General features: G+C 69.2%; 14 protein-coding genes. 8 read left to right on the forward strand and 6 right to left on the reverse strand.

Features of this window, described 5'->3' with window-relative positions; all coding sequences use genetic code 11:
- Nucleotides 1–105: 105 nt before the first annotated feature.
- Entirely contained in the window at nt 106–2,283 is a 2,178-nt protein-coding gene (locus MQH31_RS17105; RefSeq protein ID WP_134535984.1) for a glutamine synthetase III family protein, read from the reverse strand.
- A gap of 202 nt (nt 2,284–2,485) precedes the next feature.
- Between MQH31_RS17105 and MQH31_RS17110 the strand changes: the two genes are divergently transcribed.
- Complete coding sequence (locus tag MQH31_RS17110) at nt 2,486–4,177, forward strand: dipeptide ABC transporter ATP-binding protein (RefSeq protein ID WP_243013008.1); 1,692 nt, start codon at nt 2,486–2,488, stop codon at nt 4,175–4,177.
- Nucleotides 4,178–4,240: 63 nt separating this feature from the next.
- Here the strand turns inward: MQH31_RS17110 and MQH31_RS17115 are convergent, their stop codons facing one another.
- The 4 genes from MQH31_RS17115 to MQH31_RS17130 all read right to left on the reverse strand — a co-directional run bounded on the left by MQH31_RS17115 (nt 4,241) and on the right by MQH31_RS17130 (nt 9,268).
- Nucleotides 4,241–5,116, reverse strand: a complete 876-nt coding sequence (locus tag MQH31_RS17115) for an ABC transporter permease (protein WP_134535987.1) — start codon at nt 5,114–5,116, stop codon at nt 4,241–4,243.
- On the reverse strand, nt 5,113–6,126 hold the full coding sequence (locus MQH31_RS17120) for an ABC transporter permease (RefSeq protein ID WP_134535989.1): 1,014 nt from the start codon (nt 6,124–6,126) through the stop codon (nt 5,113–5,115). Before MQH31_RS17120 ends, MQH31_RS17115 begins: the two co-directional genes overlap by 4 nt.
- 108 nt (nt 6,127–6,234) lie before the next feature.
- Complete coding sequence (locus tag MQH31_RS17125) at nt 6,235–7,863, reverse strand: ABC transporter substrate-binding protein (RefSeq protein ID WP_243013009.1); 1,629 nt, start codon at nt 7,861–7,863, stop codon at nt 6,235–6,237.
- 151 nt (nt 7,864–8,014) lie between these two features.
- Nucleotides 8,015–9,268 carry an aminotransferase class III-fold pyridoxal phosphate-dependent enzyme gene (locus MQH31_RS17130; protein ID WP_243013010.1) on the reverse strand — a complete coding sequence of 418 codons (1,254 nt, stop codon included), beginning with the start codon at nt 9,266–9,268 and terminating at the stop codon, nt 8,015–8,017.
- Between the two features lie 169 nt (nt 9,269–9,437).
- Between MQH31_RS17130 and MQH31_RS17135 the strand changes: the two genes are divergently transcribed.
- From MQH31_RS17135 to MQH31_RS17165, 7 genes are all read left to right on the forward strand, one after another.
- Complete coding sequence (locus tag MQH31_RS17135) at nt 9,438–10,028, forward strand: TetR/AcrR family transcriptional regulator (protein ID WP_134535995.1); 591 nt, start codon at nt 9,438–9,440, stop codon at nt 10,026–10,028.
- A 76-nt stretch (nt 10,029–10,104) separates the two neighbouring features.
- A complete protein-coding gene (locus MQH31_RS17140) occupies nt 10,105–10,929 on the forward strand; it encodes an aldo/keto reductase (protein ID WP_243013011.1) in 825 nt (274 codons plus the stop codon).
- Nucleotides 10,926–12,155: a multidrug effflux MFS transporter gene (locus tag MQH31_RS17145; protein ID WP_243013012.1), complete on the forward strand. Its 1,230-nt coding sequence runs from the start codon at nt 10,926–10,928 to the stop codon at nt 12,153–12,155. Before MQH31_RS17140 ends, MQH31_RS17145 begins: the two co-directional genes overlap by 4 nt.
- Nucleotides 12,156–12,201: 46 nt before the next feature.
- Complete coding sequence (locus MQH31_RS17150) at nt 12,202–13,446, forward strand: glycosyltransferase (protein ID WP_243013013.1); 1,245 nt, start codon at nt 12,202–12,204, stop codon at nt 13,444–13,446.
- Nucleotides 13,443–14,180 (forward strand): PIG-L deacetylase family protein, encoded by a 738-nt coding sequence (locus tag MQH31_RS17155; RefSeq protein WP_243013014.1) that lies wholly within the window; start codon nt 13,443–13,445, stop codon nt 14,178–14,180. The genes MQH31_RS17150 and MQH31_RS17155 overlap by 4 nt, the downstream gene beginning before the upstream one ends.
- A 69-nt stretch (nt 14,181–14,249) precedes the next feature.
- Nucleotides 14,250–14,627, forward strand: a complete 378-nt coding sequence (locus MQH31_RS17160; RefSeq protein ID WP_134536002.1) for a YciI family protein — start codon at nt 14,250–14,252, stop codon at nt 14,625–14,627.
- Nucleotides 14,609–15,922, forward strand: coding sequence for an RNA polymerase sigma factor (locus tag MQH31_RS17165; protein ID WP_243013015.1), 1,314 nt, complete (start codon nt 14,609–14,611; stop codon nt 15,920–15,922). The genes MQH31_RS17160 and MQH31_RS17165 overlap by 19 nt, the downstream gene beginning before the upstream one ends.
- Before the next feature lie 37 nt (nt 15,923–15,959).
- On the opposite strand, the gene MQH31_RS17170 is transcribed toward MQH31_RS17165, so the two are convergent.
- Nucleotides 15,960–17,171 (reverse strand): response regulator (locus MQH31_RS17170; RefSeq protein ID WP_243013016.1); only part of this gene is annotated, 1,212 nt, incomplete at its 5' end.

Here is a 17,171-nt window from a genome sequence, read left to right on the forward strand (position 1 = left end):
TCAGGAGTCAAGCCCCACGAGCCACGGCCGGCCCGCGGACCAGTGCCGCGCATCCGCCCCGGCTGGGGCAAGTGCGGGCCCGACCCCTGAATTCGGAACGACGCGCTACAGGATGAAGAGCATCTCCTGGTAGGTCGGGAGCGGCCACAGGTCATCTGCGACGATTTCTTCGAGGGTGTCCGCGGCCGCGCGCACCGCTGACATCGCCGGAAGCAGCGCGTCGCGGGCGTGCTCGGCCTCACTGAGTGCGGTCTCTTCCGATTCACCAGCCAGCGCATTGCGCAGCACGGCGAGCGCGGAGCGGAGCGCGGCGATCGGTGCGGAAACCTCGCTGAGTGCGGCGTGATCGGGCTCGACCCCGACGGCCGTGAGGGCGCCGATGTTGAGCGCGAGCTCGGTCTGGTGGCGCACGGCCGCGGGGAGGATGACCGTCGCCCCCATCTCGAGCGTGAGGCGGGCCTCGACGCCGATCGTGAGCGCATACTGTTCGAGGCCGATCTCATAGCGGCTGTGCATCTCGCGGTGGTTGAAGACCTTGTACTTGTCGAACAGGTCCATGGCCGACTCCGTGATGAGTTCCGGGAGCGCGTCGAGGGTCGTGCGCAGGTTCGCGAGCCCGCGCTTCTCGGCCTCGATTGGCCAGGCGTCCGAGTAGCCGTCGCCGTTGAACACGACGGCGCCGTGGTCGGTGATGATCTGGGTGAGCAGGCTCTGCACGGCCGTGTCGAAGTCGGCGCCGCTGGCGACGGCGGCCTCGAGCTCGGTCGCCGCGTAGTCGAGGGACTCGGCCATGATCGTGTTGATCGTGACCATCGGACCGGCGACGGTCTGCATCGAGCCGGGGGCGCGGAACTCGAACCGGTTTCCGGTGAACGCGAAGGGGCTCGTGCGGTTGCGGTCGCCCGGGTCGGTCGGCAGCACGGGAAGCGTGTCGACGCCGATCACCATGGAACCCTTGTCCTTGGACGAGGTGGCCGGGCCCTGGGCGATCTGCTCGAAGACGTCGGCGAGCTGGTCGCCGAGGAAGATCGAGATGATCGCCGGCGGGGCCTCGTTGGCGCCGAGGCGGTGGTCGTTGGTCGCCGAGGCGACGGAGGCACGGAGAAGCCCGGCGTACTTGTGCACCGCGCGGATGACGGCGGCACAGAACACCAGGAACTGGGCGTTGTCGTGCGGGTTGTCCCCCGGGACGAGCAGGCTGCCGAGCTCGTTGTTGCCGAGCGAGAAGTTGACGTGCTTCCCCGAGCCGTTGACACCCTGGAAGGGCTTCTCGTGAAACAGGCAGGCCATGCCGTGCTTCTTGGCGACGGACTTGAAGGTCGTCATCAGCAGCTGCTGGTGGTCTGCGGCGATGTTGCCGCGCTCGAACATCGGCGCGATCTCGAACTGGCCGGGGGCGACCTCGTTGTGCCGGGTTTTCGCGGGGATCCCGAGCTTGAAGAGCTCCCGCTCGGTGTCCATCATGAAGCCGAGTACCCGCTCGGGGATGGCGCCGAAGTAGTGGTCGTCGAACTCCTGGCCCTTGGGCGGCTTGGCGCCGAACAGGGTACGGCCGGAGTTGAGCAGGTCGGGGCGGGCGAGGAAGAAGTGCCGGTCGACGAGGAAGTACTCCTGCTCCGGGCCGCAGAACGAGACGACGCGGGCGGGATCGACGTGCCCGAAGAGGCGCAGGATGCGTTCGGCGTGTTCGCCCATCGCCTGCTGCGAGCGCAGCAGCGGGGTCTTGTGGTCGAGCGCTTCACCGGTCATCGAAACGAAGACCGTCGGGATGCAGAGAGTGTTTCCGTTCGGGTTCTCGAGCACGTATGCCGGGCTCGTCACGTCCCAACCGGTGTATCCGCGGGCCTCGAAGGTGTTGCGCAGGCCGCCGTTGGGGAAGCTCGATGCGTCGGGCTCGCCCTGCACGAGGGTCTTGCCCGCGAACTCGGCGAGCGCCGTCCCGTCGCCGACGGGCTCGAAGAAGCTGTCGTGCTTTTCCGCGGTCAACCCGGTGAGCGGGTAGAAGACGTGGGCGTAGTGGGTCGCACCCTTTTCAAGCGCCCAGTCCTTCATGGCGGATGCGACGGCATCCGCGACGAGGGGATCGAGCCTGGCACCGTGCTCGATCGTAGCCATCACGGATTTGTAGACAGATTTCGGCAGCCGCTTCTGCATGACGACCTTGCTGAAGACGTTTTCGCCGAAGATCTCTCCCGGCGTCTCGGCCGCTGTGTAGCTCGGGGCCGGAGGAACATAGGCCCTTACGTCCCTGATCGCCTGACGGCGGGCGCTGTTTCCACTCATGAATACCCCTTTGCTACGGCATGCTGCTCCGCGACTAGGTGCGGATTCGGATGCGCCTAAATCTAGGGAGGTCGCGTGGCGAGGATGTTTCCGGTGAATGACGGTTTCAGTCACTGAACCCCGCGCCGGCCTCTCTTCCAGATTAAACCTGAACGAAACACTCCATTGACTCCCCGAAATGCGGTGCGTTTATGTTGGACGCATGTCCGATAAAACTGCCACGGCGACTGCAGCCCCGGAAACCGCCACCGGGCGGCCGCTGCTCTCGATCCAGAACCTGTCCATTTCCTTCCGAACCGCCCAGGGGGTGTTCACCGCCGTCACCGACGCGAATCTCGAACTGTCCGCGCGGTCCACTCTCGCCGTCGTCGGTGAATCGGGCTCCGGTAAGTCGACGATGTCAGCGGCGATCAACCGCCTGCTCGCCCCGAACGCGACCATCACCTCCGGGAAGATCCTCTTCAACGGGATCGACCTCGCCCAGGCCTCCGAGGCGCAGATGACCGGGGTACGCGGGGCCGGCATCGGCCTCGTGCCGCAGGACCCGATGTCGAACCTCGACCCGGTCTACCGGATCGGCCACCAGATCACCGAGGCCCTCGAGGCGCACGGTGCGACGCCCTCCGCCGCGCGCCTCCGGGCGATCGAGCTGCTCAGCATGGTCGGCATCCCCGAGCCCGAACGCCGTTTCCGGCAGTTCCCGCACGAATTCAGCGGCGGGATGAGGCAGCGGGTGCTGATCGCGATCGGGCTGGCCTGCCGCCCGCAGCTGCTCATCGCGGACGAACCGACAAGCGCGCTCGACGTCACCGTGCAGCGGCAGGTCCTCGACCAGCTCTCCGCGCTGACCGAGGAGATGGGTACAGCGCTCTTCATGATCACGCATGACCTCGCCCTCGCGGCCGAGCGTGCCGACGAGGTGCTCGTCATGTTCCGCGGCAGCATCGTCGAGCACGGCCCGGCACGCCAGATCCTCGAGGATCCCCAGCACGAGTACACGAAGCGCCTGCTCCTCGCCGCTCCGAGCCTCGCCGTGCGCCGCGGGGAGACCCGGAACGCGACGCCGTACGCGACGCACCAGGCCGCGGGAACGGGCCATGTCGACAACATCATCGAGCTTTCCGCGGTGCGCAAGGAGTTCGTCGTGCGCAGCGGGTTCCTGTCGCGCCCGCAGCGGTTCGTCGCCCTCGCCGGGTCGACCTTCAGCATCCCTCGCGGCAGCACCGTCGCGATCGTCGGCGAGTCCGGCTCGGGCAAGTCGACGACCACGAGACTCGTGCTCGGGCTCGACGCACCCACCTCCGGGTCGATCACCTTCGAAGGCGCCGAGACGAGCGCATTCACGAAGAAGGAACTCTTCGACTTCCGGCGCCGGGTCCAGCCGGTGTTCCAGAACCCGTTCGCCTCACTCGACGCCCTCTTCACCGTCGGCGCGACGATCGTCGAACCCCTCGTCGTCCACGGGTGGGGCACGAAGGAATCCCGGGCAGTCCGGCTGCTCGAACTGCTCGACGCAGTCGCCCTCCCCGCAGACATCGCGGCGCGCTACCCGCATGAGCTCTCGGGTGGCCAGCGCCAGCGCGTCGCCATCGCACGCGCGCTCGCGCTTCAGCCGGAACTCATCGTGCTCGACGAAGCGGTGTCAGCCCTCGATGTGCTCGTGCAGGCGCAGATTCTCGACCTGCTCACGCGGCTTCAGCACGAATTCGGCCTGAGCTACCTGTTCATCAGCCATGACCTCGCCGTCGTGCGGCAGATCAGCGACTTCGTGCACGTCATGCAGAACGGCGTCATCGTCGAGAGCGGTACCCCGGACGAGATCTTCGACTCGCCCCGGGAGCAGTACACCCGGGAACTGCTCGCCGCGATCCCCGGCTCCCGCATCGCGAGCTGACCCCCGCCGGACGAACGAAGCGGCGCCCGGACACAGTCCGGGCGCCGCTTCTTTCCCTTCCGCTCAGCGGCGGGTGGCCTTCACGTCGAGGGCGTCCCGCAGGCCGTCGCCGATGAAGTTGATCGCGAGCACGATCGTGAGCATCGCGAATCCCGGCGCCGCGGCAATCCAGGGCTGGTAGAAGTTCTTGGCGCCGTCGGTGATCATCGCACCCCACTCCGGAGTGGGCGGAAGGGCGCCGAGACCGAGGAAGCTCAGCGACGCGACCAGCAGGATGACCTGTCCGAGGTCCATGGTCGCGTTCACCAGGATCGGGGTCAGCGACTGCGGCACGATGTGCCGGAACAGGATGCGCGGACCGCTCGCACCGATCGCCACGGCCGACTCGACGTGCTCCCGCTGCTTGATCGACAGCACCTGCCCGCGCATCAGCCGTGCATAGATCGGCCACCAGACGATAACGATCGCGATCAACGCGTTGTTCAGGCCGGGGCCGAGCGAAGCGGCGACCGCCATCGCGAGCAGGATCGCGGGGAATGCCATCGTCATGTCCGCGATGCGCATGATCACCGCATCCACCCAGCCGCCGAAGTAGCCGGCGACGGCGCCGAGCACGCTGCCGATCGTGACGGAGACCACGATCGCGACCGCGGCGATCGGAAGCGAATAGCGGGCACCGTACAGGGTGCGGCTGAACACGTCACGACCGAGCGCATCCGTGCCAAACCAGTGCGCCCCACTGGGCGTGAGCAGCCGTTCGCCCACCTGCTTGATCGGGTCGTACGGCGCGATCCACTGCACACCGATGGCGGCGACGATCCAGAAGGCGAGCACCACGTAGCCGAAGATCATCGGGGGCCGCAGCCAGGCGGATGCCGACCCGCGCCTCCACAGGTCGCGGGCGTTTCCGGCCAGGCTGGGCAACGAGATCGCGGTCATGCGAGCCTCACTCTCGGGTCGACGACGGCGTACACGATGTCGGTGGCCAGGCTGGCCAGCAGGAAGATGGCGCCACCGACGAGGGTGACCCCGTTGATGGCGGGGTAGTCGAGGGTACGGGTGGCGCCGACGGCATAGGAGCCGATCCCGTTCCAGGAGAAGATCTGCTCGACGAGCACGGCACCGGTGAGCAGCGCGCCGAACGCGAAGCCCACGATCGTCACGACCGGGGTGAGCGAATTGCGCAGCACATGGTGCCGCATCACGAACCCGTCGCTGAGGCCCTTCGCGCGCACGGTCCGCACGTAGTCCGCGTGCATCTCGTCGAGCATCGACGCCCGGACCAGTCGGCTGATCGTGCCGACCAGCCCCCAGCCCAGGATGAACGCCGGCAGGATCAGGTGGCTGACCGCATCGAGGAAGAGCGGGATGTTTCCGGCGAGCAGGGAGTCGACCGTGTAGAAGCCCGTGACGTTCGCGGGAGGTTCGATCCTGGCCGAGAGCCGGCCGGGGCCGGGGAGCACGCCGAGCTGGGCGTAGAAGACGAAGAGGAAGACGAGGCCGGTCCAGAAGACCGGGAGGGACGATCCGAGCAAGGAGAAGAACCGGCTCAGGTGGTCGGCGAACCTGTCCTTCCGGCTGGCCGAGATCACGCCGAGGGCGATACCGCCGAGGGCTCCGATCAGGAGGGCGACGATCGTGAGTTCGAGGGTGGCGGGAAGACGGCTGAGCAGGTCGCTCGTCACGCTTGATTTGGTGCTGAAGGATGTGCCGAGGTCGCCCTGGAGCAGGTGACCGAGATAGTTCAGGTACTGCGTGAAAATGTCCTGGTCGAGACCCCAGCGCGCCTTGGCGGCCGCGACGATCTCTGGGTTGTTGAGATTGCGTTCGCCGACGAGCGAGGCGATCGGGTTCGCCGGCAACAGCCGGGAGATCACGAAAGCGATCGTCACGATGCCGAGCAGAAGCAGCGGCAGGATGGCGATCCGTTTGAGGATGAAGCGAAGCATCTGGAACTCCGTAAAGTGCGGGGCGACGGTACAGGCAGGGCGACGGTACAGGCAGCCAGCGCGGGGCGTGGACCGGGTCCGCGCCCCGCACTGTCGCTGGGCGGTGGCTTACTTCGTGAGCCCGAGCGCCCCGAGGTCGACGTTGCAGCACGGGCTGTAGGTCACACCCGTGATGTCGCTCGCGTGGGCCATGATCAGCTGCGGGTTGACGATCGGCAGGATATTGACGTCGTCGGCCATCAGCTGGGCGAGCGCCTGGTAGCTCGCCGTGCGCTCGGCCCCGGTCTGGGCGAGCGCAGTCGTGAGCCCGTCGACCTCGGCCTGGTCGACCGTCTTGCCGGCCAGGGACGCGAAGTTGGCGACGTAGCCGCCGTTCGGGATCAGGCCGAAGTACTGCACGTACTGACTCGAGTCCGTGTGGTCCGGCGCGAAGTACACGGCCGTGATCGGAGTTCCCTTGCCGCCGATGACGTCGGCCCACTGGCTGAAGTCGACCGGGGTCAGTTCGAGCGTGATGCCGACCGAAGCGAGGTTCTGCTGGATGGCCTGCATCTGGAGGTCGAGATCGACGCCGTACGCGACGATCTTCGGGTACGTCGAGCTGATCGTGAAGCCGTCCGGGTAGCCGGCCTCCGCGAGCAGCGCCTTCGCCTTCGTGACGTCGTAGCTCGGCAGGGCGACCTTCTCACTGCCCTCGAAGCCGTTCGGGATCGGAGAGCCCTGCAGCTTCCCGTAGCCGGCGACGAGGGTCTTGACGATGTTGTCGTAGTCGATGGCGTCCCTGATCGCCTCGCGCACCCGCACATCGGCGAGGGGGGCCCCGCCCTCCGCCCCGGGCATCAGGGCGATGTAGGTGTAGTTGAACGAATCGACGGCCGCCGTCGTGACCGTCGGGGTGTTCTTGAGCTGGTCGAGGGCGTCCGGGCTGATCTGCATGGCGATGTCGACGTCACCCTGCTGGAGCTGCTGGAGTTGCGAGCTCGAGTCGGTGACCTCCTTGAGCGTCACGGTGTCGAAGGTGGGCTTGGTGCGCCAGTAGTTCGGGTTCGCCGTGAGCTTCACGGCGCTGTTGGCCGTGTAGCTGTCGAGGATGTACGGACCGCTGCCGGCGGAGTTGGAGAGGAACCAGTCTTCCGCGGTGTCGGCGGTCGACGCGTCGGCCGCGGCGGATGCGCCGTGCTCGCTGGCGACGTCACTGTTCACGATGCCCAGGTACGACGCCGCGACGATCGCGAGGAATGCCGAGTTGGGTGCCGCGAAGTTGACGACCACTGTCTTCGCGTCGGGGGTGTCGATCGAGGTCATGCCCGCGAGCAGATAGGAGGCGCTGCCCTTGATATTCGCGAGGCGTTCCAGACTCCACTTGACGTCCTTCGGTTCGACCGGTGAGGCGTCCGAGAAGGTCGCAGCGGGGTCGAGCCCGAAGGTGAACTGGGTGTTGTCGGCGTTCGCGGTGAAGGTCGAGGCCAGCCCGGGCTGAAGGGTCTTCGAGTCTTCGGGGCTCACGATCACGAGCCGGTCGTAGAGCGCCGTGAAGACGATCTGGCAGGTGTCGCAATAGCCGCGGTCGGGGTCGAGGGTCGTCAGGTCCATCGCCCTCGCGATCACGAGGTCGTGCTTCGCGACGGCGGTCGTGGCCGCTCCGACGCTGCAGCCGGTCAGCAGCAGGGTTGCGGTCGCGGCCATCGCGACGAGGGAGCGCCATTTGAAGCGGGTGGAGCGTTGTTTCGTGTGCACGTGAGTCTCCTCTGTTGATTGCGTGTTGATTGCGGACCCGGCTGTCCCGCCGGGTCTCACGGTGGCTGCAGCGTCGGAGCCGGATTGCTGGTGGTGGGTGGGGGCGGTCTTGTCAGTCGAACGGGTCAGCCGAACGGGTCAACCGAACGGCTCAGCCGAACAGGGTGCGCGTCTCGGCGAACGCGTCGTCGGTGCGCTCGAGCGCCCACGCGACATCCGCTTCGGTGTGCGCCGTGGAGAGGAACCAGTTGTGGGCGGGGTGCAGCAGCACGCCGCGGCGGACCGCCGCGGCGGTGAAGGCCGCAGCGGTCGCGAGGCTGTCGTCGTCCTCGAAGCGCAGGAACGGCATCGCGGGAGGCCCGCTCTGGAAGACCGTGAAGCCGTGCGCAGCGGCCTGGCTCTGCAGTCCGTCGCGCAGGAGCTGGCCGACCCGGTTCATCTGGGCGGGGGTATCGGTCGCCGTGAGCAGGCCGATGTTGGCGATCGCCGCCGCCATCGCGGCACCGGCGTACCAGAACGATCCGGTCGCGAAGATGTCGGCGGCCGACTGCCGGAGCGAGTCGATGCCGACGACGGATGAGATCGCGTAGCCGTTCGCCATCGCCTTGCTGAAGGCCGTGAGGTCCGGCTCGATGCCGAGCGGCTCCCAGGCGCCGCCGGTGTGCAGCCGGAAGCCGGTGCGGACCTCGTCCATGATCAGCACGGCGCCGATCCGGTCGGCGAGCGCGCGCACTCCCCTGGCGAAGGCCGGGTCGACGATGTACTGGTCGGTGGAGCCGGGGGCGTCGTGCCGGAACGGCGAGAGGATGATCGCTGCGGCGTCCCCTCCGGCCTCGGCAGCGGCCGCCTCGAGCGAGGCGAGGTCGTTGAACTCGAAGTCGATGATGTTCGCGCGGTCCTCCGGCGTGCTGCCGAGCGGGTTCGGGTTGAACCAGGCATTCGCGCCGTGATAGGCCGTGCCGCCCTTGAGCAGTTTCTTCCGGCCCGTCGCGGCCCGGGCGATCGTCACCGCGAGACTCGTCGCATCCGTGCCGTTCTTGGCGAACATGGCCCAGTCGGCGTGGGCGACGGTGTCGACCATCAGTTCGGCGAGCTCGACCATGCGTGCGGTCGGGCCACCGAGGGCGTCGCCACGCTTCTGCTGGGCGAGGGCCGCCGCGTCGACGACCGGGTTGGCGTAGCCGGAGATCATCGGGCCGAAGGAACACATGAAGTCGAGGTATTCGTTGCCGTCGACGTCCCAGAGGCGGTTGCCCTTGCCCTCGGCGTAGAACTGGGGGAACCCGGCCGGCATCAGGGTCACGTTCATGTGCCCGTACATCCCGCTCGGAATGACCTTCCCCGCGCGGGCGCGCAGCGCGGCGTCGACGGGCAATTCGGTCTGTTGTGTTGCTGTGATGGTCATCCCTGGCTCACTTCCTGGTCTGTGCTGTCCTCACAGTTTTTATGACACGCGTCCGAAATAAGTTTCTGCCCTGTTACAAGCGAGTAAATTAACTCATGCGTCCAAAAACCGGGCACCCGCCGATGGGCCCCCGCAGTCGACTGGTGCGAACGAGAGAGAGACACAACACATGCCGAAGATTGTCGACCACGAGGAACGGCGCGCCGAGGTCCTCGAGGCCACGTGGCGGGTCATCGCGACCCGCGGACTGGATGCGGCCACCGTGCGCCAGATCGCGAAGGAGGCCGGCGTGTCGAGCGGCGTGCTCGCCCACTATTTCGCCGACAAGGACGACATCCTCGTCCAGGCCCACCGCCTGGCCTACGACCGGGTCTTCCGCCGCGTCGAGGAGAAAATCGGCCGGTCAACCGGGATCGAGGCGCTCAGGGCCACGCTGTACGAGACACTGCCCATGGACGAGAACCGCCGGATCGAGGCCGTCATCGATATCAACTACATCGGCAGGGCGCTCAACGACCCCCGCCTCAAGCTGGTCAGGCAGGAGTCCGCGCAGGTCGCAAGGGGCTGGTGGCTCGGAGTGCTGACGTCGACCGCGGCGGGCGGCCACCTGGCCGTGGACACGAACCTCGAACTGCTCGTCGACCAGATCCTGGTGTTCATCGACGGGATCTCGCTGCAGTCGGTGCTGTTCCCCGACCTGATGACCCCGGAACTGCAGAAGCGGCTCGCCGACGATCTGATCGCCCGCATCCGGGCCTGAGCCCACGGGGCGAGGCGCTAGGCTCGCTTTATATTGGACGCTTGTCCGATAATAACGCGACCGAATGGAGCGCCCCATGCCGCCGACCCGACTCCCCACGATCACCCTCAATACCGGGGCGACGACCCCGCAACTCGGTTTCGGCGTCTTCGCACTGGACGACGAGGCGACCGCCCGCGCGGTCGAAGCGGCGATCGCCTCCGGGTACCGCTCGATCGACACGGCCGCCGTCTATCTCAACGAGCGCGGCGTCGGTCTCGGCATCCGCCGGAGCGGCATTCCGCGCGCGGAACTCTTCGTCACGACGAAACTCTGGAACACCCACCACTTGACCGCCGGCGAAGAAGCCGGGCACAGCCTCGATCGCCTCGGACTCGACTACGTCGACCTGTACCTGGTGCACTGGCCGGTGTCCTCGGCCGGAACGCACCTGCGGGCCTGGGACGGCCTCGAAGAGGTCCGACGGTCCGGTGCCGCGCGGTCGATCGGCGTCTCCAACTTCTCCCGCGAGCAGGTCGACGAGGTGATCGCACTCGGCGGGACGGTCCCGAGCGTGAACCAGATCGAACTGCATCCCCTGCACTCCCAGCCGGAACTGCGGGCCTTCCACGCCGAACGGGGCATCGCCACCCAGGCCTGGTCGCCGCTCGGCCGCGGTCTCGCCCTCGGCACCCCCGAGATCGGCTCGATCGCACGGGAGCTCGGGGTCACCGAGGCGCAGGCCATCCTGCGCTGGCACCTTCAGCTCGGCACGATTCCGCTGCCCAAGTCGGCGTCAGCGGACCGGATCAGGGAGAACATCGACATCCTCGGCTTCGAACTCGACGCAACGGACATGGCGACCATCGACGCCCTCACGATCGGCCGCCGCGTCGACGAGTCCTACTACGAGTGGGCATGACCGCGTCGGCACACCCCGGTGAACTGCTCACCCGGGGCCACCGTCTGCGTTACGTGTTCATCCTCGGCGCCCTGACCGCGCTCGGGCCGTTCACGATCGACCTGTACCTGCCCGCCTTCCCCGCGGTCGCTGCGGCACTGCACACGTCGGAGTCGGCGGTGCAGATCACGCTCGCGGCCACGACCATCGGTCTCGCTGTCGGCCAGCTCGTCGTCGGGCCCTGGAGCGACGTCATCGGTCGGCGCCGCCCGCTCATCGTCGCGACCCTCGTCCACGTGCTCGCGTCGCTCGCCTGCGCGTTCGCCCCGAACGTCGAGGCGCTGACCGTCTTCCGGTTCCTGATGGGTGCGGCCGCGGCCGCGGGCGGCGTCGTGTCGCTCGCCCTCGTGCGCGACCTCTTCTCCGGACTCCCGATGCTCCGGATGCTCTCCCGGCTCGGGATGGTCAACGGGCTCGCCCCGATCGTCGCGCCGATCCTGGGTTCGCAGTTGTTGCAGTGGATCGACTGGAGGGGCATCTTCGTGGTGCTCGCCGCCTACGGTGCGGTGATCGCCCTCGCTTCGGTGATCGGCGTCCGGGAAACCCTCCCGGTCGGCAACCGGATCCAGTCGGGCATCCGCGCGTTGCCCGGACGCATGGGCAGGCTGCTCCGGGACCGCCGGTATCTCGGACTCGCCCTGGTCGGCGGCTTCGTGTGGGGCGGCGAATTCGCCTACCTCGCCGGTTCGCCCTTTCTGTTCCAGGGCGTCTACGCGTTCTCGGTCGCGCAGTACGGCCTGCTGTTCTCGGTGAACGCCCTCGGCTTCGTGCTGGGCACCCAGCTCGGAGCGCGCCTCGCCGGCCGGTTGGCCCCGCAGTGGCTGCTCGCCCTCAGCACGACCGTGCTCGTGGTGGCCGCGCTCGTGATCTGCGCCGCAGCCATCGGGGGCTGGGGGCTTCCGCTCGTCGTCGTCCCGCTCTGGTTCTCGATCATGGCCGTGGGAGTGTGCATTCCCTGCGTGCAGGGCCTCGCCCTCGCACCCCACGGGGCGGAGTCCGGACTCGCGGCGTCGCTGCTCGGTGCGATGAACTTCACCGTCGCGGGAATCGTCACCCCGCTGGTCGGCGTGTTCGTCACCGGTGACGCCCTCGGGATGGGAGCGGTCATGCTCGCCTGCGCCGTGTTCGCGAGCGCGGCCCTGTGGGGGCTCGTGCGGCCTCGGTCTGTGCCGGCCCTCGCCCGCTGACTCATTCGGGCAGGGCGGGTTCAGCCGACTGCGTTAAGATTCTCGGGTGTCCCCCTCCATCCTCCGCATCGCCCTCGTCTCCCTGCACACCTCACCGGGTGACGAGCCAGGATCCGGGGACGCCGGCGGCATGAACGTCGTGGTGCGCCAGCAGGCAGAGGCCATGGCCGCGGCCGGCCACACCGTCGACATCCTGACCCGCCGGTCCTCGGCCACGCTGCCGGATGCGGTCGTCCTCGCTCCGCGTCTCACCCTTCGCTTCCTCGAAGCCGGTCCGGCGACACCGATCAGCAAGGGAGCGCACGAGGCGGTCATCGACGAATTCCGGGTCCGGATGGCCGCCCTCGGCGACTACGACGTGATCCACTCGCATCACTGGTTCTCCGGCATGGCCGCGCTCCCCCTCGCCAAGGGTCGCGGCATCCCGCACGTGCAGAGCTTCCACAGCATCGCCGCAGATCCCTCAACACCGCTCTCGGCCGGCGAACGGCCGGAGTCACCGGGACGGATGCACGGCGAAGCCTGGCTCGCCCGCGAATCCGACGCCCTCGTCGCGATCAGCAACGCCGAGGCCGACACCATCGTGACCCGGCTCGGCGGCTCGCCCGAGCGGATCTTCGTGGTCTCCCCCGGTGTCGATGCCGACCTCTTCCACCCCGCGACCGGCATCCGCGCCACAGGCCCCGGCTACGCGATCGTCGCCGCCCGCCTGCAGCCGCTCAAGGGACTCGACCTCGCGGTCGAGGCGATCGCAGCGGTCCCTCCGGAACTCCGGCCGGAACTCATCATCGCGGGCGACGCCTCCGGCGACTTCGACGGCTACATCGATGGGCTCCGCGAGCTCGCCGACCGGAACGGGATCGCCGACACCGTGCGTTTCCTCGGTCCGCAGACCCGCACCGATCTCGCGGCGCTGTTCCGCGGTGCCCGGGTCGTGCTCATCCCCTCCCACTCCGAGACCTTCGGGCTCGTCGCGCTCGAAGCCGCCGCGAGCGGCGTGCCCGTCGTCGCCTCGGCGTCCGGGGGCCTCCGCGAGGCCGTGCTCGACGGTGACACCGGGATCGTGCTCGGTTCCCGGGACCCGCAGGCCTGGGGCGCAGCCATCACGACCCTCCTCGACGATCCCGACCTCGCTCGCCGACTGTCCGTCGACGCCCGCGCCCGCGCCGAACGCCTCGACTGGCCGCGCAGCGCCCGGGGGCTTCTGGACGTCTACCGGTGCCTGCTCGAACCGTGCTCCGCGGACGAAGCGGACGAATTCGACGACCGACGTCGGCTGCGGATCGCGTGAGCATCCTCGACGGCCTGCCTGCCGTCCTGCTCGTACACGCGCACCCCGACGACGAGACGCTCACCACCGGAGCCCTCGCGGCCGAGCTCGTCGCGCGCGGCACCCGGGTATCGCTCCTGACCGCCTCCCGGGGCGAGCGCGGCGAGGTCGTCGCCGGGCCGCTGTCCGGGCTCGAAGGCACCGAAGAGCTCGCACGCGTTCGCGAGCACGAGCTGGACCGGGCCGCCGAGATTCTCGGGATCGCCGACCGGTTCTGGCTCGGCCAGGCGCCCGCGCGCGCCGCCGGACGGGAGCAGCGCAGCTATCGCGACTCGGGGATGAGCTGGATCAGGGAGGGACTCGCCGGCCCGGCCACTGACGTCGGAGCCGATGCCCTCTCTCTTGCACCCCTCGCCGAGGTCACGGCCGATGTCGCGGCGCTCATCGAGCAGCTGCGGCCCGCGCTCGTGATCAGCTACGACCACGGCGGCGGCTATGGTCACCCCGACCACGTGCGCATGCACGAGGCGACCCTGGCGGCGTGCCTGGCCGGACAGACACCCTTCGCCGAAATCGTGCTCGAGCCCGCGACAGACGCCGAATGGCTCGACCTCGAGGCCCAGCGCGCCGTGACGACGGCCGCCCTCCGCTGCTACCGGAGCCAGCTCACGGTCACCGGCGACGGCACGCACCTCGTGCACTCCGGCGGCCAGCGCGAGGAAATCACGACGTCGATCGGGCTGCGCGCGCGCTGAGGGTGTCGATTCGGGGCGTGCTCGCTCGTCATTTCGGTGTCAGTATCTCAACGACCGAAGGGAAGACTCATGCGTTACTCACTGCTCGTGATGAGCCAGGAAGCCGAAGACGCCAACATCAGCGACGAGATGATGGAATGGGGGCGCGCGGCCTTCGACGCCTACGGGAAGTCGCTCGACGCCGCCGGGGTGCTCGTTTCGGCAGACATCCTGCAGCCCGTGTCCGCCTCGACGACCGTCACCGTGCGCGACAGCGCGCTGCGGGTTCAGGACGGCCCGTTCGCCGACACGAAGGAGCGCCTGAACGGCACCTTCGTGATCGAGGTGCCCGACCTGGACGCTGCGATCGCCTGGGCCGAACAGTGCCCGGCCGCCCAGTACGGCGCGGTCGAGATCCGGCCGTCCGCGATCCTGTTCCGCGAGGGACAGTGGCGCAGCCTGGTCTGACTCCGCCGCGCCAGGGGTTCCACGCGGACGCAGCGGCCAGGGTCGAGCAGGCCGCCCGGGAGTCCTCCGGGCGGCTGCTCGCCCTGCTCGCCGCACCGAGCGGGGACCTTCCCGCCGCCGAAGACGCCCTGGCGGATGCCTTCCTCGCCGCCCTGACGCACTGGCCGGAATCGGGTGTCCCCGCCAACGCCGAGGCCTGGCTGCTCACGGTCGCGCGCAACCGGCTCCGCGACCGATGGAAGTCTGCGGCGGTCCGGCGCGGGGTGCCGCTCGACGAGACCGTCGCCGCCGCGCACTCGGCACTGGACCTGAGCCCGGACACCGGAGCGGACACCGGAGCAGACCCAGACCCGGACACCGCCTCGCTCCCCGACAAACGACTCGAACTGCTCTTCGTCTGTGCGCACCCGGCGATCGATCCGGGCATCCGCACGCCGCTGATGCTGCAGACCGTGCTCGGTATCGACGCGGCCCGGATCGCGGCCGCGTTCGTGCTGCCCGAGCGCACCATGGCCCAGCGCCTCGTACGGGCCAAGCGGCGGATCCGGGACGCCCGCATCCCGTTCCGGGTGCCGTCCCGCGCCGAGCTGCCCGGCCGCCTGCCCGCGGTGCTCGAAGCAATTTACGGGGCCGCGGCGATCGACTGGCGCGGCGTCGCCGGTCCAAGCCTGCGCGAATCACTCGCCGCCGAAGCGCTCTACCTCGCCGTGACGCTCGCCCGGCTGCTCCCCGACGAGCCGGAAGCCCTCGGCCTCGCCGCGCTGCTCTCCCTGTCGCTCTCCCGCGCCCCGGCCCGTCTGGGGGCGTCCGGCGCGGTCGTTCCGCTCGACGAGCAGGACCCGGCCCGCTGGGACCCCGCACTCATCCGGCAGGGCGAGGCACTCCTGCGCCGCGCCCACGCGCTCGGGCGGGTCGGCCGGTTCCAGATCGAGGCAGCGATCGAGTCCGCGCACTGCGACAGGGCCCGCTCCGGCACCACGGATCGGCAGGCCCTCCTGGCCCTGTACACCGCCCTCGTGCGGATCGCGCCGACCCTCGGCGCGCGCGTCGCGCTCGCGGCGACCATCGGCGAGGTCGAGGGCGCGGCGGCCGGACTCGCGGCACTCGATTCGGTCGCGGCGCTGCCCGGTGCCGAGCGCTTCCAGCCGGCCTGGGCGACCCGGGCGCACCTCCTCGTCCTGGCCGGGCGACCGGCGGATGCGCGGCTCGCCTACGAGCGGGCGATCGCGCTGTGCACAGACCCCGGCATCCGTTCGAGGCTGCGGGAGCAGGCGGACACGATCGGCGCGGGCTGAGCCACGGGGTCAGCGGCGTCGGGTCAGCGGCATCGGGTCAGCGCCGCCGGACCCCGGGTTCCGGCTCGGGCCCCGCTTCGGGGAGCAGCGCCGCGAAGGCGGCGAGCGTGTCCTCCATCGCGGAGGCGAGCCGGGCGACCTGGTCCGTGCTGACCTGCTCACCCCGCATCGCGGTTCCCTCGACGTCGGCACACGCCGCCGCGAGCGCGCTCGCACCGACCGTCGCGCTGCTGCCCCGCAGCCGATGCGCCAGCTCGACGACCCGCGTGGCGTTGACGGCGTCGATCTCTGCCCGGAGCGCGATCAGACGCCGCTCCCCCTGGCTCGCGAAGCTGCGCAGCAGCCAATCCCTCGTTTCGGACCCGACCTCGTCGAGATAGCCGAGGACCTCGTGGTCGATCACGGGTTCCCGGCCCGGGACACCGGGCCGCGGGTCTTCCGCCCCAGCCTCCCCGGCGGCCCCGGTGGACCCGGCAGCCCCGCCCGCAGCGGCGGCGAGAGTCGCCGCGAGTTCGAGCGGCCGGATCGGCTTGCTGAGATACAGGTCCATGCCCGCATCGAGGCAGGCCTGCCTGGCTTCGGTGGTCGCGCTCGCGGTGAGCGCGATGATGACCGGCTGACGAATCTCGTCGGTGAGCGCCCGAATCCGGCGCGTGGCCTCCAGACCGTCGATGACGGGCATGTGGACATCCATCAGCACGATATCGAAGCCACCGTGCCCCGCCGCACCGGCCAGGGCCTGCGCGGCCTCCACCGCCTGCACCGCCTCGAGCCCGTTGCTCACGGTGTCGACGCGGTGCCCGCCCTTGGCGAGCATCAGCTGCGCCACCTTCTGGTTGACGAGGTTGTCCTCGGCGAGAAGTATCCGCAGGCCGGAGACCGGTGGCCCGGACAGCCCGGTCAGACCGGACGGCTCAAGCAGTGAGTGCGGCGAGGACGACGAGGACGACGAGGTCAACGAGGTCGAGGACGCGGCCTCGTTCGTCCGGCGGCCCGCCTCTGCGCGGCCGCGCCACCCGGCGTCGTCGCGCAGTCTGCGCTCGGCGCGGCCGGTGGCCAGCCAGTCGACGCCGGCGGACGTCCGCCGGTCGGGCCGGACCGCAGTGCGCCAGGCGATGGTGAATGCGAAGGTCGAGCCGACCCCGACCGTGCTCGTCACCTCGATCCGGCCCCCCATGATCTCCACCAGGGCCTGACTGATCGCCAAGCCCAAACCCGACCCGCCATACACCCGCGTCGTCGACGCGTC

The sequence above is a fragment of the Cryobacterium zhongshanensis genome, assembly GCF_022760445.1.
In the GTDB taxonomy this organism is placed as follows: Bacteria; Actinomycetota; Actinomycetes; order Actinomycetales; family Microbacteriaceae; genus Cryobacterium; species Cryobacterium algoricola.